This is a genomic window from Brevundimonas naejangsanensis, from assembly GCF_003627995.1.
Lineage (GTDB): Bacteria > Pseudomonadota > Alphaproteobacteria > Caulobacterales > Caulobacteraceae > Brevundimonas > Brevundimonas naejangsanensis_B.
The window spans coordinates 1,270,362-1,287,500 of sequence record NZ_CP032707.1 but is presented as its reverse complement, the minus strand read 5'-3'; the positions used below and the strand labels follow the sequence as shown (position 1 = coordinate 1,287,500).

At 69.2% G+C, this 17,139-nt stretch carries 13 protein-coding genes; 12 read left to right on the top strand and 1 reads right to left on the bottom strand.

Annotation, left to right across the window (positions count from 1 at the left end):
- Nucleotides 1–139: 139 nt before the first annotated feature.
- The 9 genes from D8I30_RS06030 to leuB are packed head-to-tail and all read left to right on the top strand — an operon-like array spanning nucleotide 140 to nucleotide 10,203.
- Complete coding sequence (locus tag D8I30_RS06030; RefSeq protein WP_121481942.1) at nucleotides 140–1,888, top strand: dihydroxy-acid dehydratase; 1,749 nt, start codon at nucleotides 140–142, stop codon at nucleotides 1,886–1,888.
- A gap of 3 nt (nucleotides 1,889–1,891) precedes the next feature.
- Nucleotides 1,892–2,905 (top strand): ketol-acid reductoisomerase, encoded by a 1,014-nt coding sequence (ilvC, locus tag D8I30_RS06025; protein WP_121481941.1) that lies wholly within the window; start codon nucleotides 1,892–1,894, stop codon nucleotides 2,903–2,905.
- A gap of 29 nt (nucleotides 2,906–2,934) precedes the next feature.
- Nucleotides 2,935–4,641, top strand: coding sequence for an acetolactate synthase 2 catalytic subunit (gene ilvG, locus D8I30_RS06020; protein ID WP_121481940.1), 1,707 nt, complete (start codon nucleotides 2,935–2,937; stop codon nucleotides 4,639–4,641).
- A 2-nt stretch (nucleotides 4,642–4,643) separates the two neighbouring features.
- Nucleotides 4,644–4,895: an ACT domain-containing protein gene (locus D8I30_RS06015; RefSeq protein ID WP_025976572.1), complete on the top strand. Its 252-nt coding sequence runs from the start codon at nucleotides 4,644–4,646 to the stop codon at nucleotides 4,893–4,895.
- A complete protein-coding gene (locus D8I30_RS06010) occupies nucleotides 4,895–6,133 on the top strand; it encodes a 2-isopropylmalate synthase (RefSeq protein ID WP_121481939.1) in 1,239 nt (412 codons plus the stop codon). The genes D8I30_RS06015 and D8I30_RS06010 overlap by 1 nt, the downstream gene beginning before the upstream one ends.
- A complete protein-coding gene (locus D8I30_RS06005; RefSeq protein ID WP_121481938.1) occupies nucleotides 6,117–7,091 on the top strand; it encodes a branched-chain amino acid transaminase in 975 nt (324 codons plus the stop codon). Before D8I30_RS06010 ends, D8I30_RS06005 begins: the two co-directional genes overlap by 17 nt.
- The gene (gene leuC, locus D8I30_RS06000) at nucleotides 7,078–8,490 is read left to right on the top strand and encodes a 3-isopropylmalate dehydratase large subunit (protein ID WP_121481937.1); all 1,413 of its coding nucleotides are present in this window, start codon (nucleotides 7,078–7,080) and stop codon (nucleotides 8,488–8,490) included. The genes D8I30_RS06005 and leuC overlap by 14 nt, the downstream gene beginning before the upstream one ends.
- Nucleotides 8,483–9,085 (top strand): 3-isopropylmalate dehydratase small subunit, encoded by a 603-nt coding sequence (leuD, locus tag D8I30_RS05995; protein WP_121481936.1) that lies wholly within the window; start codon nucleotides 8,483–8,485, stop codon nucleotides 9,083–9,085. Before leuC ends, leuD begins: the two co-directional genes overlap by 8 nt.
- On the top strand, nucleotides 9,085–10,203 hold the full coding sequence (leuB, locus tag D8I30_RS05990; RefSeq protein WP_121481935.1) for a 3-isopropylmalate dehydrogenase: 1,119 nt from the start codon (nucleotides 9,085–9,087) through the stop codon (nucleotides 10,201–10,203). Before leuD ends, leuB begins: the two co-directional genes overlap by 1 nt.
- 60 nt (nucleotides 10,204–10,263) lie before the next feature.
- Here leuB and D8I30_RS05985 read toward each other — a convergent pair whose 3' ends face one another.
- Entirely contained in the window at nucleotides 10,264–10,857 is a 594-nt protein-coding gene (locus D8I30_RS05985; protein ID WP_121481934.1) for a TetR/AcrR family transcriptional regulator, read from the bottom strand.
- A gap of 163 nt (nucleotides 10,858–11,020) precedes the next feature.
- On the opposite strand from D8I30_RS05985, the gene D8I30_RS05980 reads away from it, so the two are divergent.
- The 3 genes from D8I30_RS05980 to D8I30_RS05970 are packed head-to-tail and all read left to right on the top strand — an operon-like array spanning nucleotide 11,021 to nucleotide 16,949.
- Nucleotides 11,021–12,208 carry an efflux RND transporter periplasmic adaptor subunit gene (locus tag D8I30_RS05980; protein ID WP_121481933.1) on the top strand — a complete coding sequence of 396 codons (1,188 nt, stop codon included), beginning with the start codon at nucleotides 11,021–11,023 and terminating at the stop codon, nucleotides 12,206–12,208.
- A 30-nt stretch (nucleotides 12,209–12,238) separates the two neighbouring features.
- On the top strand, nucleotides 12,239–15,508 hold the full coding sequence (locus tag D8I30_RS05975) for an efflux RND transporter permease subunit (RefSeq protein ID WP_121481932.1): 3,270 nt from the start codon (nucleotides 12,239–12,241) through the stop codon (nucleotides 15,506–15,508).
- Between the two features lies 1 nt (nucleotide 15,509).
- Nucleotides 15,510–16,949: an efflux transporter outer membrane subunit gene (locus D8I30_RS05970; RefSeq protein WP_121481931.1), complete on the top strand. Its 1,440-nt coding sequence runs from the start codon at nucleotides 15,510–15,512 to the stop codon at nucleotides 16,947–16,949.
- The last annotated feature ends 190 nt before the right edge of the window (nucleotides 16,950–17,139 follow it).

The window sequence follows — 17,139 nt, the reverse complement described above, 5'->3', positions numbered from 1 at the left end:
CGCTTAGCCAAGCGGCGTGGATGCCTGCGACCTGACCTGAACCCAGCCAGTTTCGCCCATTCACCCCGCTCCGGCTCCGGACGCGGGGTTTTTCATGTGCCCGCCCCATCACCGACAGGCAAGAACTTCCAAGATTACGATGACGCAGCCTTCCGACAGCACGAAACGACCCAACAACCGCTCTGCGGCTGTCACCGAAGGCCCGAACCGGGCGGCGGCGCGGTCCTATCTGCGGGCCGCGGGGATGCAGGACGCCGACTTCGACAAGCCGATGATCGCCATCGTCAACACCTGGTCGACGGTCACCCCCTGCAACATGCACCTGGATCGTCTGGCCAGGGACGTGCGCGCCGGCATCATCGCGGCCGGCGGCTATCCGGTCGACTTCAACACCATCGTCGTCACCGACGGTATCTCCATGGGCACGGCGGGCATGAAGGCCTCGCTGATCAGCCGCGAGGTCGTCGCCGACTCCATCGAACTGGCGGTCGAGGGGCATCAGCTGGACGGCGTCGTCTGCATCGTCGGCTGCGACAAGACCATTCCGGCGGCGGCCATGGCCCTGGCCCGGATGGATATCCCCGGCCTGGTCTATTACGGCGGCACCATCCTGCCCGGCCGGATCGGCGAGAAGGAGGTCTCGGTCCAGGAGGTGTTCGAGGCCATCGGCGCCCACGGCGCCGGGGCCCTGTCCGACGAGGGCCTGAAGGCGGTCGAGAGCGCGGTCTGCCCCAGCGCCGGCGCCTGCGGCGGTCAGTTCACCGCCAACACCATGGCCATGGCCCTGTCGATGATGGGCATCAGCCCCATGGGCGCCAACGACGTCCCCGCCGTCGATCCCGGCAAGGCCTACGAGGGCGAGCGCTGCGGCCGCCTGATCGTCGAGCGCGTCTTCGCCGGCGACACAGCCCGCAAATACATCACCAAGGCCAGCCTGAAGAACGCCGCCGTCGCCGTCTCGGCCTCGGGCGGGTCGACCAACGCGGTCATGCACCTGACCGCCATCGCGGCCGAGGCCGGCGTCGACTTCGGCATCGAGGACTGCCACCAGGCCTGCGTCGAGGCCCCGGTCATCTGCGACCTGAAGCCGGGCGGCCGCTTTCTGGCCTCGCACCTGTTCGCGGCGGGCGGCACGCGCCTGGTCGCCCAGCGTCTGGCCGAGGCGGGCAAGATCGCCAACACCCCGACCGTCACCGGCCGCAGCCTGTTCGCCGAAGCCGCCGAGGCCGAGGAGACGCCGGGCCAGCAGGTCGTCACCAGCATGGACGCCCCGGTCATGGCGCGCGGCTCCTACGCCGTCATCTATGGCGACGTCGCCCCCGAGGGCGCCGTGATCAAGCTGACCGGCCACAAGGTCGACCGCTTCGAAGGCCCCGCCGCCGTGTTCGACTGTGAGGAGGACGCCTTCCACGCGGTTCAGGACGGCTCGGTCGGCGAAGGCGACGTCATCATCATCCGCTACGAAGGGCCCAAGGGCGGGCCGGGCATGCGCGAGATGCTTCAGGTCACCGCCGCCCTGAAGGGCCGCAAGGTCGAGAACGTCGCCCTGCTGACCGACGGTCGTTTCTCGGGCGCCTCCTACGGCTTCGTCGCCGGCCACGTCTCGCCCGAAGCGGCGGCGGGCGGCCCGATTGCACTCATTCGCGATGGCGATCCGATCGTCATCGACGTCACCAACCGAAGGATCGACGTGCTCGTCGATCTGGAGGCGCGCCGGGCGGATTTCGCCCCCAACCGTATCCGCCCGGCGCAAGGCGTTTTCGCGAAATACCGCGCCGCCGTCGCCTCCGCCTCGCAAGGGGCCGTCACCATCCCCTATCCGCCGCCGGCCCAGACTGCGGCGACCTATTCCCCGACCCCAAACGCCCCGATTTCTGAGGACGCCTGACCCATGGCCATCACCATCTACACCAACGACGACATCAAGCCGGGCGCCATCGCCGGCCAGCGCATCGCCGTGATCGGGTACGGCTCGCAGGGCCGCGCCCACGCCCAGAACCTGAAGGACTCGGGTCATGACGTGGTCGTCGGCGTCCGCCAAGGCGGCACGGGCTGGAAGCATGCGACCGAGGACGGCGTGCCGACCGCCGAGCCGGCCGAGGCCGTTCGCGGCGCCGACATCATCGCCATCCTGACCCCGGACATGATCCAGAACGAGGTCTATCGCGACATCATCGAGCCGAACGCCAAGCCGGGCGCCGCCCTGCTGTTCGCCCATGGCTTCTCGATCATCTACGACCGCATCACCCCGCGCGAGGACATGGACGTCATCCTGGTCGCCCCCAAGGGTCCGGGCGATCTGGTTCGCCGCGAGTTCGCGCGCGGCCGGGGCGTCCCCTCGCTGTTCGCCATCGAGAAGGACGCGACCGGCAAGGCGCGCGACCGCGCCATGGGCTACGCCAAGGGCATCGGCGGGGCGACCGGAGGCCTGCTGGAGACCTCGTTCCGCGAAGAGACCGAGACCGACCTGTTCGGCGAACAGGCCGTCCTGTGCGGCGGCGCCAAGGAGCTGGTGATCGCGGGCTTCAACACCCTAGTCGAGGCCGGCTACCAGCCCGAGATCGCCTATTTCGAATGCCTGCACGAGCTGAAGCTGATCGTGGACCTTTTCTACGAAGGCGGCATCTCCAAGATGCACCACTTCATCTCGGAAACCGCCAAGTGGGGCGCCGTCGCCTCGGGCCCGCGCGTCATCACCGACGAGACCCGCGCCCGCATGAAGACCGTCCTGACCGAGATCCAGGATGGCACCTTCGCCCGCGAATGGATCGCCGAGAACGAGGCCGGCAAGCCCAAATACGACGCCCTGCTGAACGCCGACCGCGAAACCCAGATCGAACAGGTCGGCGAGCGTCTGCGCGAGCGCATGGCCTGGCTGCAGGCGGCCAAACCGGCCGCCGCCTGACCCGCATATATATAAAGAGAGTTGACCCGATGAGCGCCGCCGCGCCCGCCCTGAAAACCACCCCCGCCCCGGCCGTCATGACCGGCGCGCGCCTGCTCGTCTCCAGCCTGGAGCGGATGGGCGTGGAGGTGGTCTTCGGCTACCCCGGCGGCGCCATCATGCCGATCTACGACGCCCTGACCGGCTCGTCGCTGAAGCATGTCCTGGTCCGCCACGAACAGGCCGCCGCCTTCGCCGCCGACGCCTATGCCCGGCTGAGCGGCAAGGTCGGGGTCTGCATGGCCACCTCCGGCCCCGGCGCCACCAATCTGATCACCGGCATCGCCAACGCCATGATGGATTCGGCGCCGATGGTCTGCATCACCGGCAACGTCCCCCAGGGGGTCATGGGCACCGACGCCTTCCAGGAGATCGACATCCTGGGCGTCACCCTGCCGATCGTGAAACACTCCATCCTGGTGCGCGATGCGGCCGAGATCCCGGCCGCCATCGAACAGGCCTTTCACATCGCCGCCTCGGGCCGCCCCGGCCCGGTGCTGGTCGACCTGCCCAAGGACGTCCAGTTCGCCGAGGCCGTCGCCCCGTTCGGCTTCAACATCCCCAATGAGGCGGCCGAGACCGATCCCGACGCCATCGCCGAGGCCGAACGCTTCATCCGCGCCGCCGAGCGCCCGCTGATCTACATCGGCGGCGGGGTGAAGATCGGCCGCGCGACCGAGGCCCTGCGCGCCTTCGCCGAGACCACCGGCATCCCCAGCGTCGCCACCTTGAACGCCCTGGGCACGGTGCCGACCGATGCGCCGGGCTTCCTGGGCATGCTGGGCATGCACGGCACGCGCGCGGCCAATGAGGCGGTTCAGGCCTCCGACCTGCTGATCGTCATGGGCGCCCGTTTCGACGACCGCGCCACCGGCAAGCTGGCCGAGTTCGCGCCGCACGCCCGCGTCGTCCACTTCGACGTCGACGCCTCGGAGATCGGCAAACTGCGCGAGACCCACGTCGCCGTCGGCGGCGAGATCCGCCCGGCCATCGAAGCCCTGACGGCGCGCATGAAGACGGCGCCGCTGGCCATCGACCCGTGGGTCATCCGCTGCGCCTCGGCCGCCGAGCGTCACGCCGCCCGCTATGATGCGCCGGGCGAGGGCGTCTACGCCCCTGCCCTGCTGAAGACCCTGTCGGAGATGGCCGGCGACCGCTTCGTCGCCGCATGCGACGTCGGCCAGCATCAGATGTGGGCCGCCCAGCACTGCCGCTTCGCCCGGCCCGAAGCCCACATCACCTCGGGCGGTCTGGGCGCGATGGGCTTCGGCCTGCCCGCCGGCCTGGGCGCTCAGTTGGCGGACCCCGAGGCGGTCGTCGTCACCATCGCCGGCGACGGCGGCTTCATGATGAACGTCCAGGAACTGGCCACGCTGCGCCGGTATGGCGTGCCGCTGAAGATCGTCCTGCTGGACAACTCCTCCCTGGGCCTGGTGCGCCAGTGGCAGGAGCTGTTCTTCGCCGAGAACTATTCCGAGATCGACCTGTCCGACAATCCGGACTTCGTGAAGGTGGCTGAAGCCTTCGGCGTCGAGGCCTTCCGCATCGACCGCCGCGATCAGGTCGAGGCTGGTCTGGCCCGCCTGCTGGCCGCCAAGGGCGCCTGTCTGGCCCACGTCGTCATCGACCCCAAGGAAAACGTCTGGCCGCTGGTGCCGCCGGGCAAGAGCAACGCTGAAATGATGGAAGGCGCATGAGCATGAGCGACACCATTCACATCCAGATCGACCGGGCCGACGGCTCGCTTCAGCGTCTCATCGGCCTGGTGGAGCGCCGCGGCTTCCACATCGACGGCATCAACATGGCCGATGAAGGCGCGATGCGCCGCATCGCCCTGACCGTTCGCGGGCGCGACGCCGCCCGTTCCATCGACACCCTGGGCCGCCAGATCGACCGCCTGATCGGCGTCGCGCGCATCCAGGCCCAAACCTTCCAGTCCGAGGCCGCGTAATGTCCCGAGTAGACCGAGTATCCAGAACCGCCGAGATTGCGGCCGATCCCAACCGGGTCATCATCTTCGACACCACCCTGCGCGACGGCGAACAGGCGCCGGGCTTCTCCATGTCGGCCGAGTCCAAGCTGAAGATGGCCCATGTCCTGCGCGACCTGGGCGTGGACGTGATCGAGGCCGGCTTCGCCGCCGCCTCGCCGGGCGATGAGGAATGCATCCGTCGCGTGTCGGGCGAGGTCGAGGGGCCGGTCTTCGCCTCCCTGTCGCGCGCCAACGAGAAAGACATCGACGCCTCCTTCCGCGCCCTGGCCCCGGCGCCGAAATCGCATCGTCGCTGCCACGTCTTTCTGGCCACCAGCCCGATCCACCGCTCGGCCAAGCTGCGCATGAGCACCAATGAGGTGCTGTCCACCATCTCGCGCACGGTGGAATACGCCGCCTCCCTGTTCGACGACGTGGAGTTTTCGGCCGAGGACGCCTTCCGCACCGAGCCGGAGTTCCTGGCCGAGGCCCTGGTGGCCGCCGCCGACGCGGGCGCCCAGACGCTGAACGTCCCCGACACCGTCGGCTACGCCACGCCCGAGGAATCGCGCCAGCGCTTCGCCTATCTGGACGGGATCATCCGCCCGCGCCACGCGGACATCATCTTCTCGTCCCACGCCCACAACGACCTGGGTCTGGCCGTCGCCAACTCCCTGGCCGCCGTCGAAGGCGGCGCCCGTCAGATCGAGGGCGCCGTCAACGGCATCGGCGAACGGGCCGGCAACGCCTCGATCGAGGAGGTCATCATGGCCCTGCGCACCCGCGCCGACCGCTATGGCGTGACCGTCGCCGCCGAGAGCCGCCATCTGGTCCGCTCTTCGCAGACCCTGCGCGAAGTGACCGAGAGCGTCATCGCCCGCAACAAGGCCATCGTGGGCCTGAACGCCTTCGCCCACGAGGCCGGCATCCACCAGCATGGCATGATGGCCGACAGCCGCACCTACGAGATCATGCGCCCCGAGGATGTCGGGTTCGAAGGCAGCTATTTCGTGCTGGGCAAACACTCCGGCCGCCACGCCGTCGGCAAGCGCGCCGAGGCTCTGGGCCACGCCCTGGAAGGCCAACGCCTGGCCGAGGTCTTCGCCGGCTTCAAGCGCCGCGCCGACGAGATCGGCGAGATCAACGACGCCGAACTGACCGCCATCATCGCCGCCACCGCCCCCCAACAGGACAAGACCTATGCAGCCGCTGGCTAAGAACATCTGGATCAACGGCGAACTGACGGCGTGGGAGAACGCCACCGTCCACGTGATGAGCCACGCCCTGCACTACGGCACCTCGGTGTTCGAGGGCATCCGCGTCTATGACACGCCGAACGGCCCGTGCGGCTTCCGCCTGACCGACCATATCCGCCGCCTGTTCGACAGCGCGCGCATCTACCACTTCCCCATGCCTTATAATGAGGACGAGCTGATCCAGGCCTGCAAGGACGTGGTGCGCGCCGAGGGCCTGCGCTCGGCTTACCTGCGCCCCCTGGCCTATCTGGGCGCCTGCGGCATGGGCGTGACGCCGGGGCCGGACGCCATCCGCACCGACGTCATGGTCTCGGCCTTCCCCTGGGGCGCCTACCTGGGCGAGGAAGCCCTGGAGAAGGGCGTCGACGCCTGCGTCTCCAGCTGGAACCGCATGGCCCCCAACACCATCCCGGCGGGTGCCAAGGCGGGCGGCAACTATCTGTCGTCCTATCTGATCGGCCGCGAAGCCCGCGTGCGCGGTTTCGGCGAAGGCATCGCCCTGGGCAAGGACGGCCTGCTGTCCGAAGGGGCCGGCGAGAACCTGTTCATCGCCAAGGACGGGGTGCTGATGACGCCGCCCGCCGCCGCCTCCATCCTGCAGGGCATCACCCGCGACAGCGTCATGAAGCTGGCGCGCGGCCTGGGCTATGAGGCGCGCGAACAGATCCTGCCGCGCGAGGCCCTGTATGTCGCCGACGAGGTGTTCATGACCGGCACCGCCGCCGAGATCACCCCGGTGCGCTCGGTTGACGGCATCCCGACGCGCGCCGCCGGCCCCGGCCCCATCACCAAGGCGGTCAACAAGGCCTTCCGCGGCCTGTTCGACGGCACCACCCCCGACCGCTACGGCTGGCTGGAGCCCATCGGCGAGGCGGCCCCCGCCGCACCGGCCAGGGAGCGCGCGCATGAGCCAGCCTAAGACGATGTATGAGAAGGTCTGGGACCGACACGTCGTCGTGCCGGAAACCGCCGAGACTCCGGGCGTCATGTATGTGGACCTGCATCTGGTCCACGAAGTCACCTCGCCTCAGGCCTTTTCCGAAATCGAGGCGCGCGGGCTGAAGGTCCGCCGCCCCGACCGCACCTTCGCCACCCTGGACCACTCGACCCCGACCCTGCCCGCCGGGCCGGACGGCCAACGCCCCTACGTCACCGATCAGGCCCGCATCCAGGTCGAGACGCTGGAGGTCAACTGCGCCCGGCACGGGATCGAACTGGCCGGCTGGGGCTCGGACCAGCGCGGCGTGGTCCACGTCATGGGGCCGGAGCTGGGCCTGACCCAGCCGGGCATGACGGTCGTCTGCGGCGACAGCCATACCGCGACGCACGGGGCCTTCGGCGCCCTGGCCTTCGGCATTGGCACCTCGGAGGTCGGCCATGTGCTGGCGACCCAGTGTCTGCTGCAGCGCCGCGCCAAATCCATGCGGGTGACGGTCGACGGGTGCCTGCGCCCCGGCGTGTCCGGCAAGGACGTGGCGCTGGCCGTCATCGCCGCCATCGGCTTCGGCGGCGGCACCGGCTACGTCATCGAATATGCGGGCGAGGCCGTGCGGTCGCTGGACATGGAAGGGCGCATGACCCTGTGCAACATGTCCATCGAGGCAGGCGCGCGGGCGGGCATGATCGCGCCCGACCAGACCACCATCGACTGGCTGCGCGGCCGCAGGCATGTCCCCGCCGACTATGAAGCCGCCGCCGCCGCCTGGCTGAGCCTGGCCTCCGATCCCGGCGCGATCTTCGACAAGGAGGTCGTGCTGGACGGCGCCGCCATCCGCCCGATGGCCACCTGGGGCACCACGCCCGACGCCGGCGCACCCGTCGGCGCGCCCGTGCCGCAGCCGCGCTCGGCTTCGGACCAGAAGGCCATCGACTACATGGGCTTCACCGCCGGAGAGGCGACCACCGGCCACAAGGTCGATGTCGTCTTCATCGGCAGCTGCACCAACGGCCGCCTGCCCGACCTGCGCGCCGCCGCCGACGTCCTGCGCGGCCGCAAGGTCCAGCCGGGCGTGCGGATGCTGGTAGTGCCGGGTTCGGAAGCCGTCCGCCGCGACGCCGAAGCCGAAGGTCTGGACAAGGTCTTCACCGAGGCGGGCGCCGAATGGCGCATCCCCGGCTGCTCCATGTGCATCGCCATGAACGGAGACTTCGTCGCCGCCGGCCAACTGGCCGTCTCGACCTCCAACCGCAATTTCGAGGGCCGTCAGGGCAAGGGAGCCCGCACCATCCTGGCCAGCCCCGCCACCGCCGCCGCCAGCGCCGTGGCGGGCGTGCTGACCGACCCGCGCGTCTATCTGTCGGAGGCCGCCCATGTCTGAGCCCTTCAAGACCCTGACCTCCAAGACCCTGACCTTGAGTCAGGCCAACATCGACACCGACCAGATCATCCCCGCGCGCTTCCTGACCACCACGACGCGCGAGGGTCTGGGCGCCCAGGCCTTCTATGACTGGCGCTATGAGGCCGACGGTTCGCCCAAGCCGGAATCCGTGCTGAACCGCATCGACCCGGCCGAGCATCGCATCCTGCTGGCGGGGCCGAACTTCGCCTGCGGCTCGTCGCGCGAGCACGCCCCGTGGGCCCTGCTGGACTACGGCTTCCGGGCGGTGATCTCGACCGAGATCGCCGACATCTTCACCTCGAACGCTCTGAAGAACGGCTTTTTGCCCATCGTCGTCGATCAGGCCGTCTGGGACGATCTGGCCGCTCATCCGGAGCAGCCCGTGACCATCGATCTGGAAGCCGGCGAGATCCGTCGCGGCAACGCCCCGGCCGTGCCGTTCACGGTCGAATCCTTCGCCCGCCAGTGCCTGCTGGACGGCGTCGACGCCCTCGGCTGGCTTCAGGCCAAGCTGCCCGACGTCGAAACCTATGAACGCCTGCGCCAAGACTCCTATCAGCCGGAGACCGCCTGATGCCCCCCCGTGAAGCCCATCCCGCCCCCCGCGCCTTCAATATCGTCGTCCTGCCCGGCGACGGAGTCGGTCCGGAAGTCGCCCTGGCCGCCCAGCGCGTCCTGACCTGCATCGGCGACATCTACGGCCACAGGTTCGACTTCGCCGAACACCTGATCGGCGGCGCCGCCATCGACGCTGTCGGAGAGTCCCTGCCCGAAGACACCAAGGCCGCCTGCCTGGCCGCCGACGCCGTCCTGCTGGGCGCGGTCGGCGGGCCCAAGTGGGACGGCGCCCCGGTTCGCCCGGAACAGGGCCTGCTGGCCATCCGCAAGGCCATGGGCCTGTATGCCAACCTGCGCCCGCTGCAGGTCTCGCCGGTGCTGGCCCACCGCTCGCCGCTGAAGAAGGAGATCGTCGAAGGCGTCGACCTGATCGTCTTCCGCGAGCTGACCAGCGGCGTTTATTTCGGCGAGCGCACCCGCAGCAAGACCCAAGCCTCGGACCTGTGCGTCTATACGGTCGAGGAGATCGAGCGCGTCGCCCGCGCCGCCTTCCAGGCCGCCGAGCAGCGCCGCGGCAAGGTCACCTCGGTCGACAAGGCCAACGTCATGGAGACCAGCCGCCTGTGGCGCGAGGTCGTGACCCGCATCCACGCCGAGGAATATCCGCAGATCACCCTGGAGCACGCCCTGGTCGACTCCATGGCCATGCACCTGATCCGCAAACCGCGCGAATACGACGTCATCCTGACCGAGAACATGTTCGGCGACATCCTGTCGGACGAAATCTCGGTGCTGGGCGGCTCCATCGGCCTGCTGCCCTCGGCCTCCCTGGGCGCGGACGGGCCGGGCCTGTTCGAGCCGATCCACGGCTCGGCGCCCGACATCGCCGGCCAGGATCTGGCCAATCCGGTCGGCATGGTGCTGTCGGCGGCCATGATGCTGCGCCACAGCTTCAAGCTGGAGGACGAGGCCGACTCCATCGAGGCGGCGGTCGCGGCCGTCCTGGCCTCGGGCGCGGTCACGGCCGACCTGGGCGGGGAGTTGGGGACGGTCGCCGCCACGCGCGCCATCGTCGACGCCATCCGCGCCATCCACTGGGCCGCGGCTCGCCACGTGCCGATGCACTGGGCCTGAGGCGGCGACCGCCTTCCTGCTGAAGTGATGAAAGGCGGGCCTCGGTCCGCCTTTCCGGCGTCAGCCGTCGACCAGACCCTGCAAGGCGTCGGCCATGCGCCCCGCCAGGGAAGCCTTCTGCGCCTCGTCCAGGTTGGAGAAGCCGTCCGACAGCTCCCGGCTGATGGCCATGCCCATGATCAGCCCCGCCGCCAGACGCGCCCGGACCGGGGCGTCCTCACCGCCGATCCACTGGGTCAGGGGCTCGAAGAAGCGGCTGTTGGTGGTGTGCTGCACTACGTCCATCGCCTTGGACGACCCGATGGAGCGCAGCAAAATCAAGAGGCCGCGCATGCGGCCGCTGCCGTCGTCCGGCGCGCAGGCCGCGGCCTCGCCATAGACGATCTCGCGCGCCAGACGCTGGCCGAAATCCTCGCGCGGGCCGTCCATCAGGTCGCGGCCGTTCTTGCAACTGTCCAGCACGGCGACGAACAGGTCTTCCTTGGAGCCGAAGTAGCGGCTGATCAGCGCCGCATCGACGCCGACGTCGCGGGCGATGTCGCGCATGCCCACGTCGTCATAGCTCTCGGAACAAAAACGCTCGCGCGCCGCTTGCAGGATCGCTTGACGGGTGGCGTTGGCGTTACGCGGTCGAGGGACGTCGCAGATGACCAATTAATCGCACTCCGGATAAACCTTACGGCCTATATGGCTTTGTCATCAGACGTTGACAAGAGCGGCCGTCGTCCGCTTTAAGTCACCCACCGTTGACTGGCCGCACCCTCCCCTTTCGCGGCGGTCCCGTACAAACAAGCTACCTCCCAAGGAGATTGCGCCAATGCGCACGGTGAAGATCGCGGCCGCGTCCGCTTTGATGGCGGCCGCCCTCTATGGCTGTTCCAAGGGACAGGAGGCCCCGGCCCAGGGCGCGCCGCCGGTGACCGTGGCGACGCCCCTGTCGCAACAGGTCGTCGATTGGGATGAGTTCACCGGCCGCTTCGAGGCCCCGCGCTCGGTCGACGTGCGCGCGCGCGTCGGAGGCTACATCCAGGCGGTTCACTTTAAGGACGGCGACATCGTGCGCCAGGGCCAGCTGCTCTTCACCCTGGACCCGCGCCCGGCCCAGGCCGCCCTGGCCGCCGCCCGCGCCCAGCTGGCCCAGGGCCAGGCCCAGCTGACGCTCGCCCGCACCGAACTGACCCGCGCCGAGGGCCTGCTGGCTTCCCAGGCCGTGTCCCAGGCCGAGGTCGACGCCAAGCGCGCCGCCGTCCAGACCGCCCAAGCCGCCGTGGCGGCCGCCGAGGCCGCCATCCGCGCCCGTCAGCTGGATGTCGAGTTCACCCGCGTCACCGCCCCCATCTCGGGCCGCGTGTCGGATCGCCGGGTCGATCCGGGCAACCTGATCGGCGGCGGCTCCTCGGCCGGTGACGTGCTGACGACCATCGTCTCCTCCTCGCCGATCTACTTCGTCTTCGACGGCTCCGAGGCCGTGGCGCTCAAGTATCAGCGCGAGGCCCGCAACGGCGCCGCCCCGATCCGCATCCGCCTGCAGGACGAGACCAGCTATGACCGCACCGGAACGCTGGACTTCACCGACAACGCCATCGACGCCTCCTCGGGCACCATCCGCCTGCGCGCCGTGGTGCAAAACGCCGACGGCTTCCTGAAGCCCGGCATGTTCGGCCACGCCCAGCTGGCCGGCGCGGGCGGCTATGCGGCCATGCTGGTGCCGGACGCCGCCATCGTCACCGACGGCCCGCGCAAGGTCGTCTATGTCGTGGCCAAGGACGGCACGGTCGGCGCCAAGCCGGTCCAGCTGGGGCCGATCGCCAACGGCCTGCGCGTCGTGCGCACGGGCCTGACGCCCGACGACCGCGTCATCATCAACGGCCTTCAGCGCGCCCGTCCGGGCCAGAAGGTCACCGCCCAGAACGGGGCCATCAAGGCCGAGGACGTCAAGGCCCAGGCGCCCGTAACCACCGCGCCCGTCGCCTCGTCCGCCACCTTCGTCGCCAGCGCCGGCTGAGGAGGAGGCTCACGAGCCGGAACCTGATCCATGAATATTTCCCGCTTCTTCATCGACCGACCGATCTTCGCGATCGTGATCTCGGTCTTCATCACCCTGATCGGCGCCTTCGCCATGCCGATGCTGCCTTTGGCGCAGTATCCGGACATCGCCCCGCCGACCATCAGCGTGACCGCCTCCTACGCCGGCGCCTCGGCTGAAACCCTGTCCGAGACGGTCGCCGCGCCGCTGGAGCAGGAGATCAACGGCGTCGAAAACATGCTCTACATGACCTCGTCGTCGACCTCCGACGGCCGGGTCCAGGTCACCGTCACCTTCCAGCCGGGCACCGACCTCGACACCGCCCAGGTGCTGGTTCAGAACCGGGTCGCCCTGGCCGAGCCGCGCCTGCCGGCGCAGGTCCGTCAGGTCGGCGTCATCGTCAACAAGGAGTCGACCGGCTTCCTGATGCTGGCCTCGCTGACGTCCGACGACCCCGGCATCGACAGCGACTATCTGGGCAATATGGCCCAGTCGACCATCCGCGACCGCCTGCTGCGCATCGACGGCGTCGGCGGCGTCCAGGTCTTCGGCGGCGGCAACTACGCCATGCGCATCTGGATCGATCCGGCCAAGGCGGCCGCGCGCGACCTGACCGCGCCCGAGATCATCGCCGCCCTGCAGGCCCAGAACGTCCAGGCCGCGGGCGGGTCGATCGGCCAGCCCCCCTTCCCGACCAACGCCGCCGCCTTCGAGCTGCCGGTTCAGGTCGAGGGCCGTCTGGCCGCCCCCGAAGAGTTCGGCAAGGTGGTGCTCAAGACCGACGCCCAAGGCCGCGTGACCCGCGTCAGCGACATCGCCCGCGTCGAACTCGGCTCGGAAATCTACGGCGTCGAAGGCTATTTCAACGGCCAGCGCGGCGTCGGCGTCGCCATCATCCAGCAGCCCGGCTCCAACGCCCTGTCGACGGCCAACAAGGTCATCGCCGAGCTGGACGCGATCAAGGCCGACTTCCCGCCGGGCGTAAAATACGCCATCCCCTATAACCCGACGGAATACGTCGCCGCCTCGGTCTCGGCCGTGGAACACGTGCTGATCGAAGCCGTCTTCCTGGTGATGATCGTCATCCTGGTCTTCCTGCAGACCTGGCGCGCGGCCATCATCCCGATCCTGGCCATCCCGGTCGCCCTGGTCGGCACCTTCGCGGTGCAGCTGGCGCTGGGCTATTCGATCAACTCCCTGTCGCTGTTCGCCCTGGTTCTGGCCGTCGGCATCGTCGTCGACGACGCCATCATCGTGGTCGAGAACGTCGAGCGCTACATCCGCGAGGGCCTGACCCCCAAGGAAGCCGCCTATCGGTCGATGCAGGAAGTGTCGGGCGCCCTGGTCGCCATCTCCCTGGTGCTGACCTCGGTGTTCGTGCCGACCGCCTTCGTGCCCGGCATCCCCGGCATCTTCTTCCGCCAGTTCGCCGTCACCATCGCCTCGGCGACGCTGATCTCCCTGCTGGTGTCGCTGACGCTGTCGCCCGCCCTGTCGGCCCTGCTGCTCAAGCCGCACAAGGACCACGACGAGAGCCGCAAGCCGGGCCTGATCGGCACGATCGCCTATTACCTCGGCTGGGCCGGGGCCAAGTTCAACGAAGGCTTCGACTGGGTGTCGGACCGCTACGGCCGCCTGACGGCCCGGCTGATCCGCATGGTCACGGTCATGCTGGTCATCTACGCCGCCCTGCTGGCCCTGACCGGCTGGCGCATGGCCGATACGCCTACCGGCTTCATCCCGGCGCAGGATCAGGGCATTCTGATCGGCGTCGTGCAACTGCCGCCGGGCGCCTCGCTGGAACGCACCAAGGCGGCCATGAACAAGGCGGTCGACATCGTCCGCAAGGCCGACGGCGTTCAGGAGGTCACCGCCTTCGCCGGTCTGGACGGCTCCAGCTTCTCCATGTCGTCCAACGCCGCGACCATGTTCATCAAGCTGAACGACTATGACCAGCGCACCACCCCCGCTCTGGAGGCCTCGGCCCTGGCCGGCGCGCTCAGCGGCGCGACCGGCGTCATCGAGGAAGCCAGCATCTTCATGCTGTCGCCCCCGCCCGTTCAGGGTCTGGGCACCGGCTCGGGCTTCAAGATGATGATCCAGGACCGTTCGGGTTCGGGCTTCAAGGCCCTCGAGGGCGCAACCTTCGCCATGATGGGCGCCGCCGCCCAGATGCCGGATGAGGTCCAGCAGGTGTTCAGCCTCTACAACACCGGCTCGCCGCGCATCGCCGCCAGCGTCGATCGCGACAAGGCCCTTCTGATGGGAGTCCAGCCGTCGACCGTGTTCAGCACCCTGGGCACCTACCTCGGCTCGACCTACGTCAACGACTTCAACTTCCTGGGCCGCACCTTCCGCGTCACCGCCCAGGCCGAGCCCGCCTATCGCGACGAACTGGCCGACATCGCCAACCTGAAGGTCCGTTCGGCCTCTGGCGGCATGGTGCCGATCGGTTCGGTGGCCACCCTGGCCGATGATTCCGGCCCCTCGCGCGTGGTCCGCTACAACCTGTTCCCGGCTTCGGAACTGCAGGGTGAAGCGGCGCCGGGCGTGTCCACCGGCGACGCCATCGCCGCGATGGAGGAACTGGCCGCCAAGACCCTGCCCGAGGGCTTCGGCTACGAATGGACCGAACTGGCCCTGCAGGAGAAGGCGGCGGCCGGCGGCTCGACCATCATCTTCCTGATGGCGGTGGTGTTCGTCTTCCTGGTGCTGGCCGCCAACTATGAGGCCTTCACCCTGCCGCTGGCGGTCATCCTGATCGTGCCCATGTGTATTCTGGCGGCCATCCTGGGGGTGAACCTGCATGGTCTGGACAACAACATCCTGACCCAGGTCGGTCTGGTGGTCCTGATCGCCCTGGCGGCCAAGAACGCCATCCTGATCGTGGAGTTCGCCAAACAGGCCGAGGACAACGAAGGCCTCGACCGCTGGCAGGCCGCCGTTCAGGCCGCCCGTCAGCGCCTGCGTCCGATCCTGATGACCTCGTTCGCCTTCATCTTCGGCGTGCTGCCTCTGGCCATCGCCTCGGGCCCCGGCTCGGAGATGCAGAACGCGCTCGGCATCGCGGTGGTTTACGGCATGCTGGGGGTGACCTTCTTCGGTCTAATCTTCACCCCGGTCTTCTACGTCATCTGTCGCTGGATGGCGGGCAAGCTGCCCAAGGCGCCGGGCAAGCAGCGCGAGCTGCCGACCAGCTTCGGCTCCACGCCGCACGACCCCTTTGACCCCGACGGCCCGGAACCGGCCCCCGCCGCTCCGCGCCAGGGAGATGCGTAAAATGAACGGCAAACTCCGCACTCTGCTGACCGCCGCGGGGTCGGCCGCCCTGCTCGCCGCCTGCGCGGTGGGTCCCAAGGCGCCGCTCCCGACGATCCCCGCCGGAGGCCAGGGCGCCTTCATCGGCTCGCAATCCGCCTCGGTTTCGACCGAGGCGGCCCGCGACGACTGGTGGCGGCTGTATCAAGACCCCACGCTGGACGGCCTGATCCAGCAGGCTCTGACCGAGAACAACGAGCTGGAGGCGGCCGCGGCCAATCTGCGCGCCGTCCGCGCCTCGCTGTCCGAAGCCCGCTCGGGCCGGTTCCCGACCACCACGACCTCGGCCGCTTACAACCGCAGCCGGGCCTCGACCGACACCGTGCCGACGGCCGGCGGGGCCAAGCTGCCGGAAGTCGACACCTATGACGTCGGCCTGGACGTGGCCTATGAGATCGACCTGTTCGGTCGGGTGGCGTCCTCCATCCGCGCCGCGCGGGGGGATGTGGCCGCCGCCGCCGCCGCGCTGGAAGTCGTGCGGGTGACCGTCGCCGCCGAAACGGCCCGGGCCTACGCCGACACCTGCTCGGCCAACGCCCAGATCGCCGTCGCCGAGCGGACCATCGACCTGCAGGCCCAGACCGTCGATCTGACCCAGCGCCTGCTGGACGGGGGCGCCGGCAACGGTCTGGACGTGGCCCGCGCCCGCGCCGCTCTGGAACAGACCCGCGCCAGCCTGCCGCCCCTGCGGGCGGCGCGCGACGGCGCCCTGTTCCGTCTGGCGACGCTGACCGGCCGCACCCCCGCCGAGGCCAGCGAGGCGGCCCGCGCCTGCCAGTCGCCGCCGCAACTGTCGCAGCCGATCCCGGGCGGAGACGGCGCCGCCCTTCTGGCGCGTCGTCCCGACGTGCGTCAGGCGGAAGCCCGCTTGTCGGCCGCCGCCGCCCGCGTCAACGTCGCCACCGCCGGCCTTTATCCCAGCATCCGTCTGGGCGGGTCGCTGGGCTCGACGGCGCTCGACGCCTCGGACCTGGGCGACAGCGCCAATATGCGCTTCAGCGTCGGCCCGTTGATCTCCTGGTCCTTCCCCAACGTCTGGGCGGCCCGGGCGCGGATCAAACAGGCGGGTGCCCAGTCGGACGCGGCCCTGGCGACCTTCGACCAGACCGTGCTGACGGCCCTGCAGGAGACCGAGACGGCGCTCAGCGCCTACGCCAACGAACTGGACCGCCGCACGGCCCTGCGCACCGCGCGGGATCAGGCGGCCACGGCGGCGCGCCTGTCGCGCCTGCGCTTCGACGCCGGCGCCGACAGCTTCCTGACGGTGCTGGACGCCGAGCGGACCCTGGCCGGCGCCGACGCCGCCCTGGCCGCCTCGGAAGCCCAGGTCGTCACCTACCAGATCGGCCTGTTCAAGGCCCTGGCGGGCGGCTGGGACCAGGCCCCCGATCCCGAAGCCTGATCGTCAACCTCAAGCTGAAACGGAGACGCCCGGCCGGTTCGCCCGCCGGGCGTTTTCTTTGAGCATTCTCCCGTCGCAGAAACAGAAAGGCGAATATTTTTCAAACTCAGCGCTCCTTTGAGCTTCCTTTCTGAATAATCATCGTCGCCGGGTTGGCTGGAACGATGATCTTGCGATAGGGAGGCTCTGT

What these genes read in the sequence shown, in the direction of transcription:
- leuD (WP_121481936.1), top strand. Translation starts at nt 8,483, where the DNA reads ATGTCTGAGCCCTTCAAGACCCTGACCTCCAAGACCCTGACCTTGAGT.
- D8I30_RS05970 (WP_121481931.1), top strand. Translation starts at nt 15,510, where the DNA reads ATGAACGGCAAACTCCGCACTCTGCTGACCGCCGCGGGGTCGGCCGCC.
- D8I30_RS05975 (WP_121481932.1), top strand. Translation starts at nt 12,239, where the DNA reads ATGAATATTTCCCGCTTCTTCATCGACCGACCGATCTTCGCGATCGTG.
- leuB (WP_121481935.1), top strand. Translation starts at nt 9,085, where the DNA reads ATGCCCCCCCGTGAAGCCCATCCCGCCCCCCGCGCCTTCAATATCGTC.
- D8I30_RS06010 (WP_121481939.1), top strand. Translation starts at nt 4,895, where the DNA reads ATGTCCCGAGTAGACCGAGTATCCAGAACCGCCGAGATTGCGGCCGAT.
- ilvG (WP_121481940.1), top strand. Translation starts at nt 2,935, where the DNA reads ATGAGCGCCGCCGCGCCCGCCCTGAAAACCACCCCCGCCCCGGCCGTC.
- D8I30_RS06005 (WP_121481938.1), top strand. Translation starts at nt 6,117, where the DNA reads ATGCAGCCGCTGGCTAAGAACATCTGGATCAACGGCGAACTGACGGCG.
- ilvC (WP_121481941.1), top strand. Translation starts at nt 1,892, where the DNA reads ATGGCCATCACCATCTACACCAACGACGACATCAAGCCGGGCGCCATC.
- D8I30_RS05980 (WP_121481933.1), top strand. Translation starts at nt 11,021, where the DNA reads ATGCGCACGGTGAAGATCGCGGCCGCGTCCGCTTTGATGGCGGCCGCC.
- D8I30_RS06030 (WP_121481942.1), top strand. Translation starts at nt 140, where the DNA reads ATGACGCAGCCTTCCGACAGCACGAAACGACCCAACAACCGCTCTGCG.
- leuC (WP_121481937.1), top strand. Translation starts at nt 7,078, where the DNA reads ATGAGCCAGCCTAAGACGATGTATGAGAAGGTCTGGGACCGACACGTC.
- D8I30_RS06015 (WP_025976572.1), top strand. Translation starts at nt 4,644, where the DNA reads ATGAGCGACACCATTCACATCCAGATCGACCGGGCCGACGGCTCGCTT.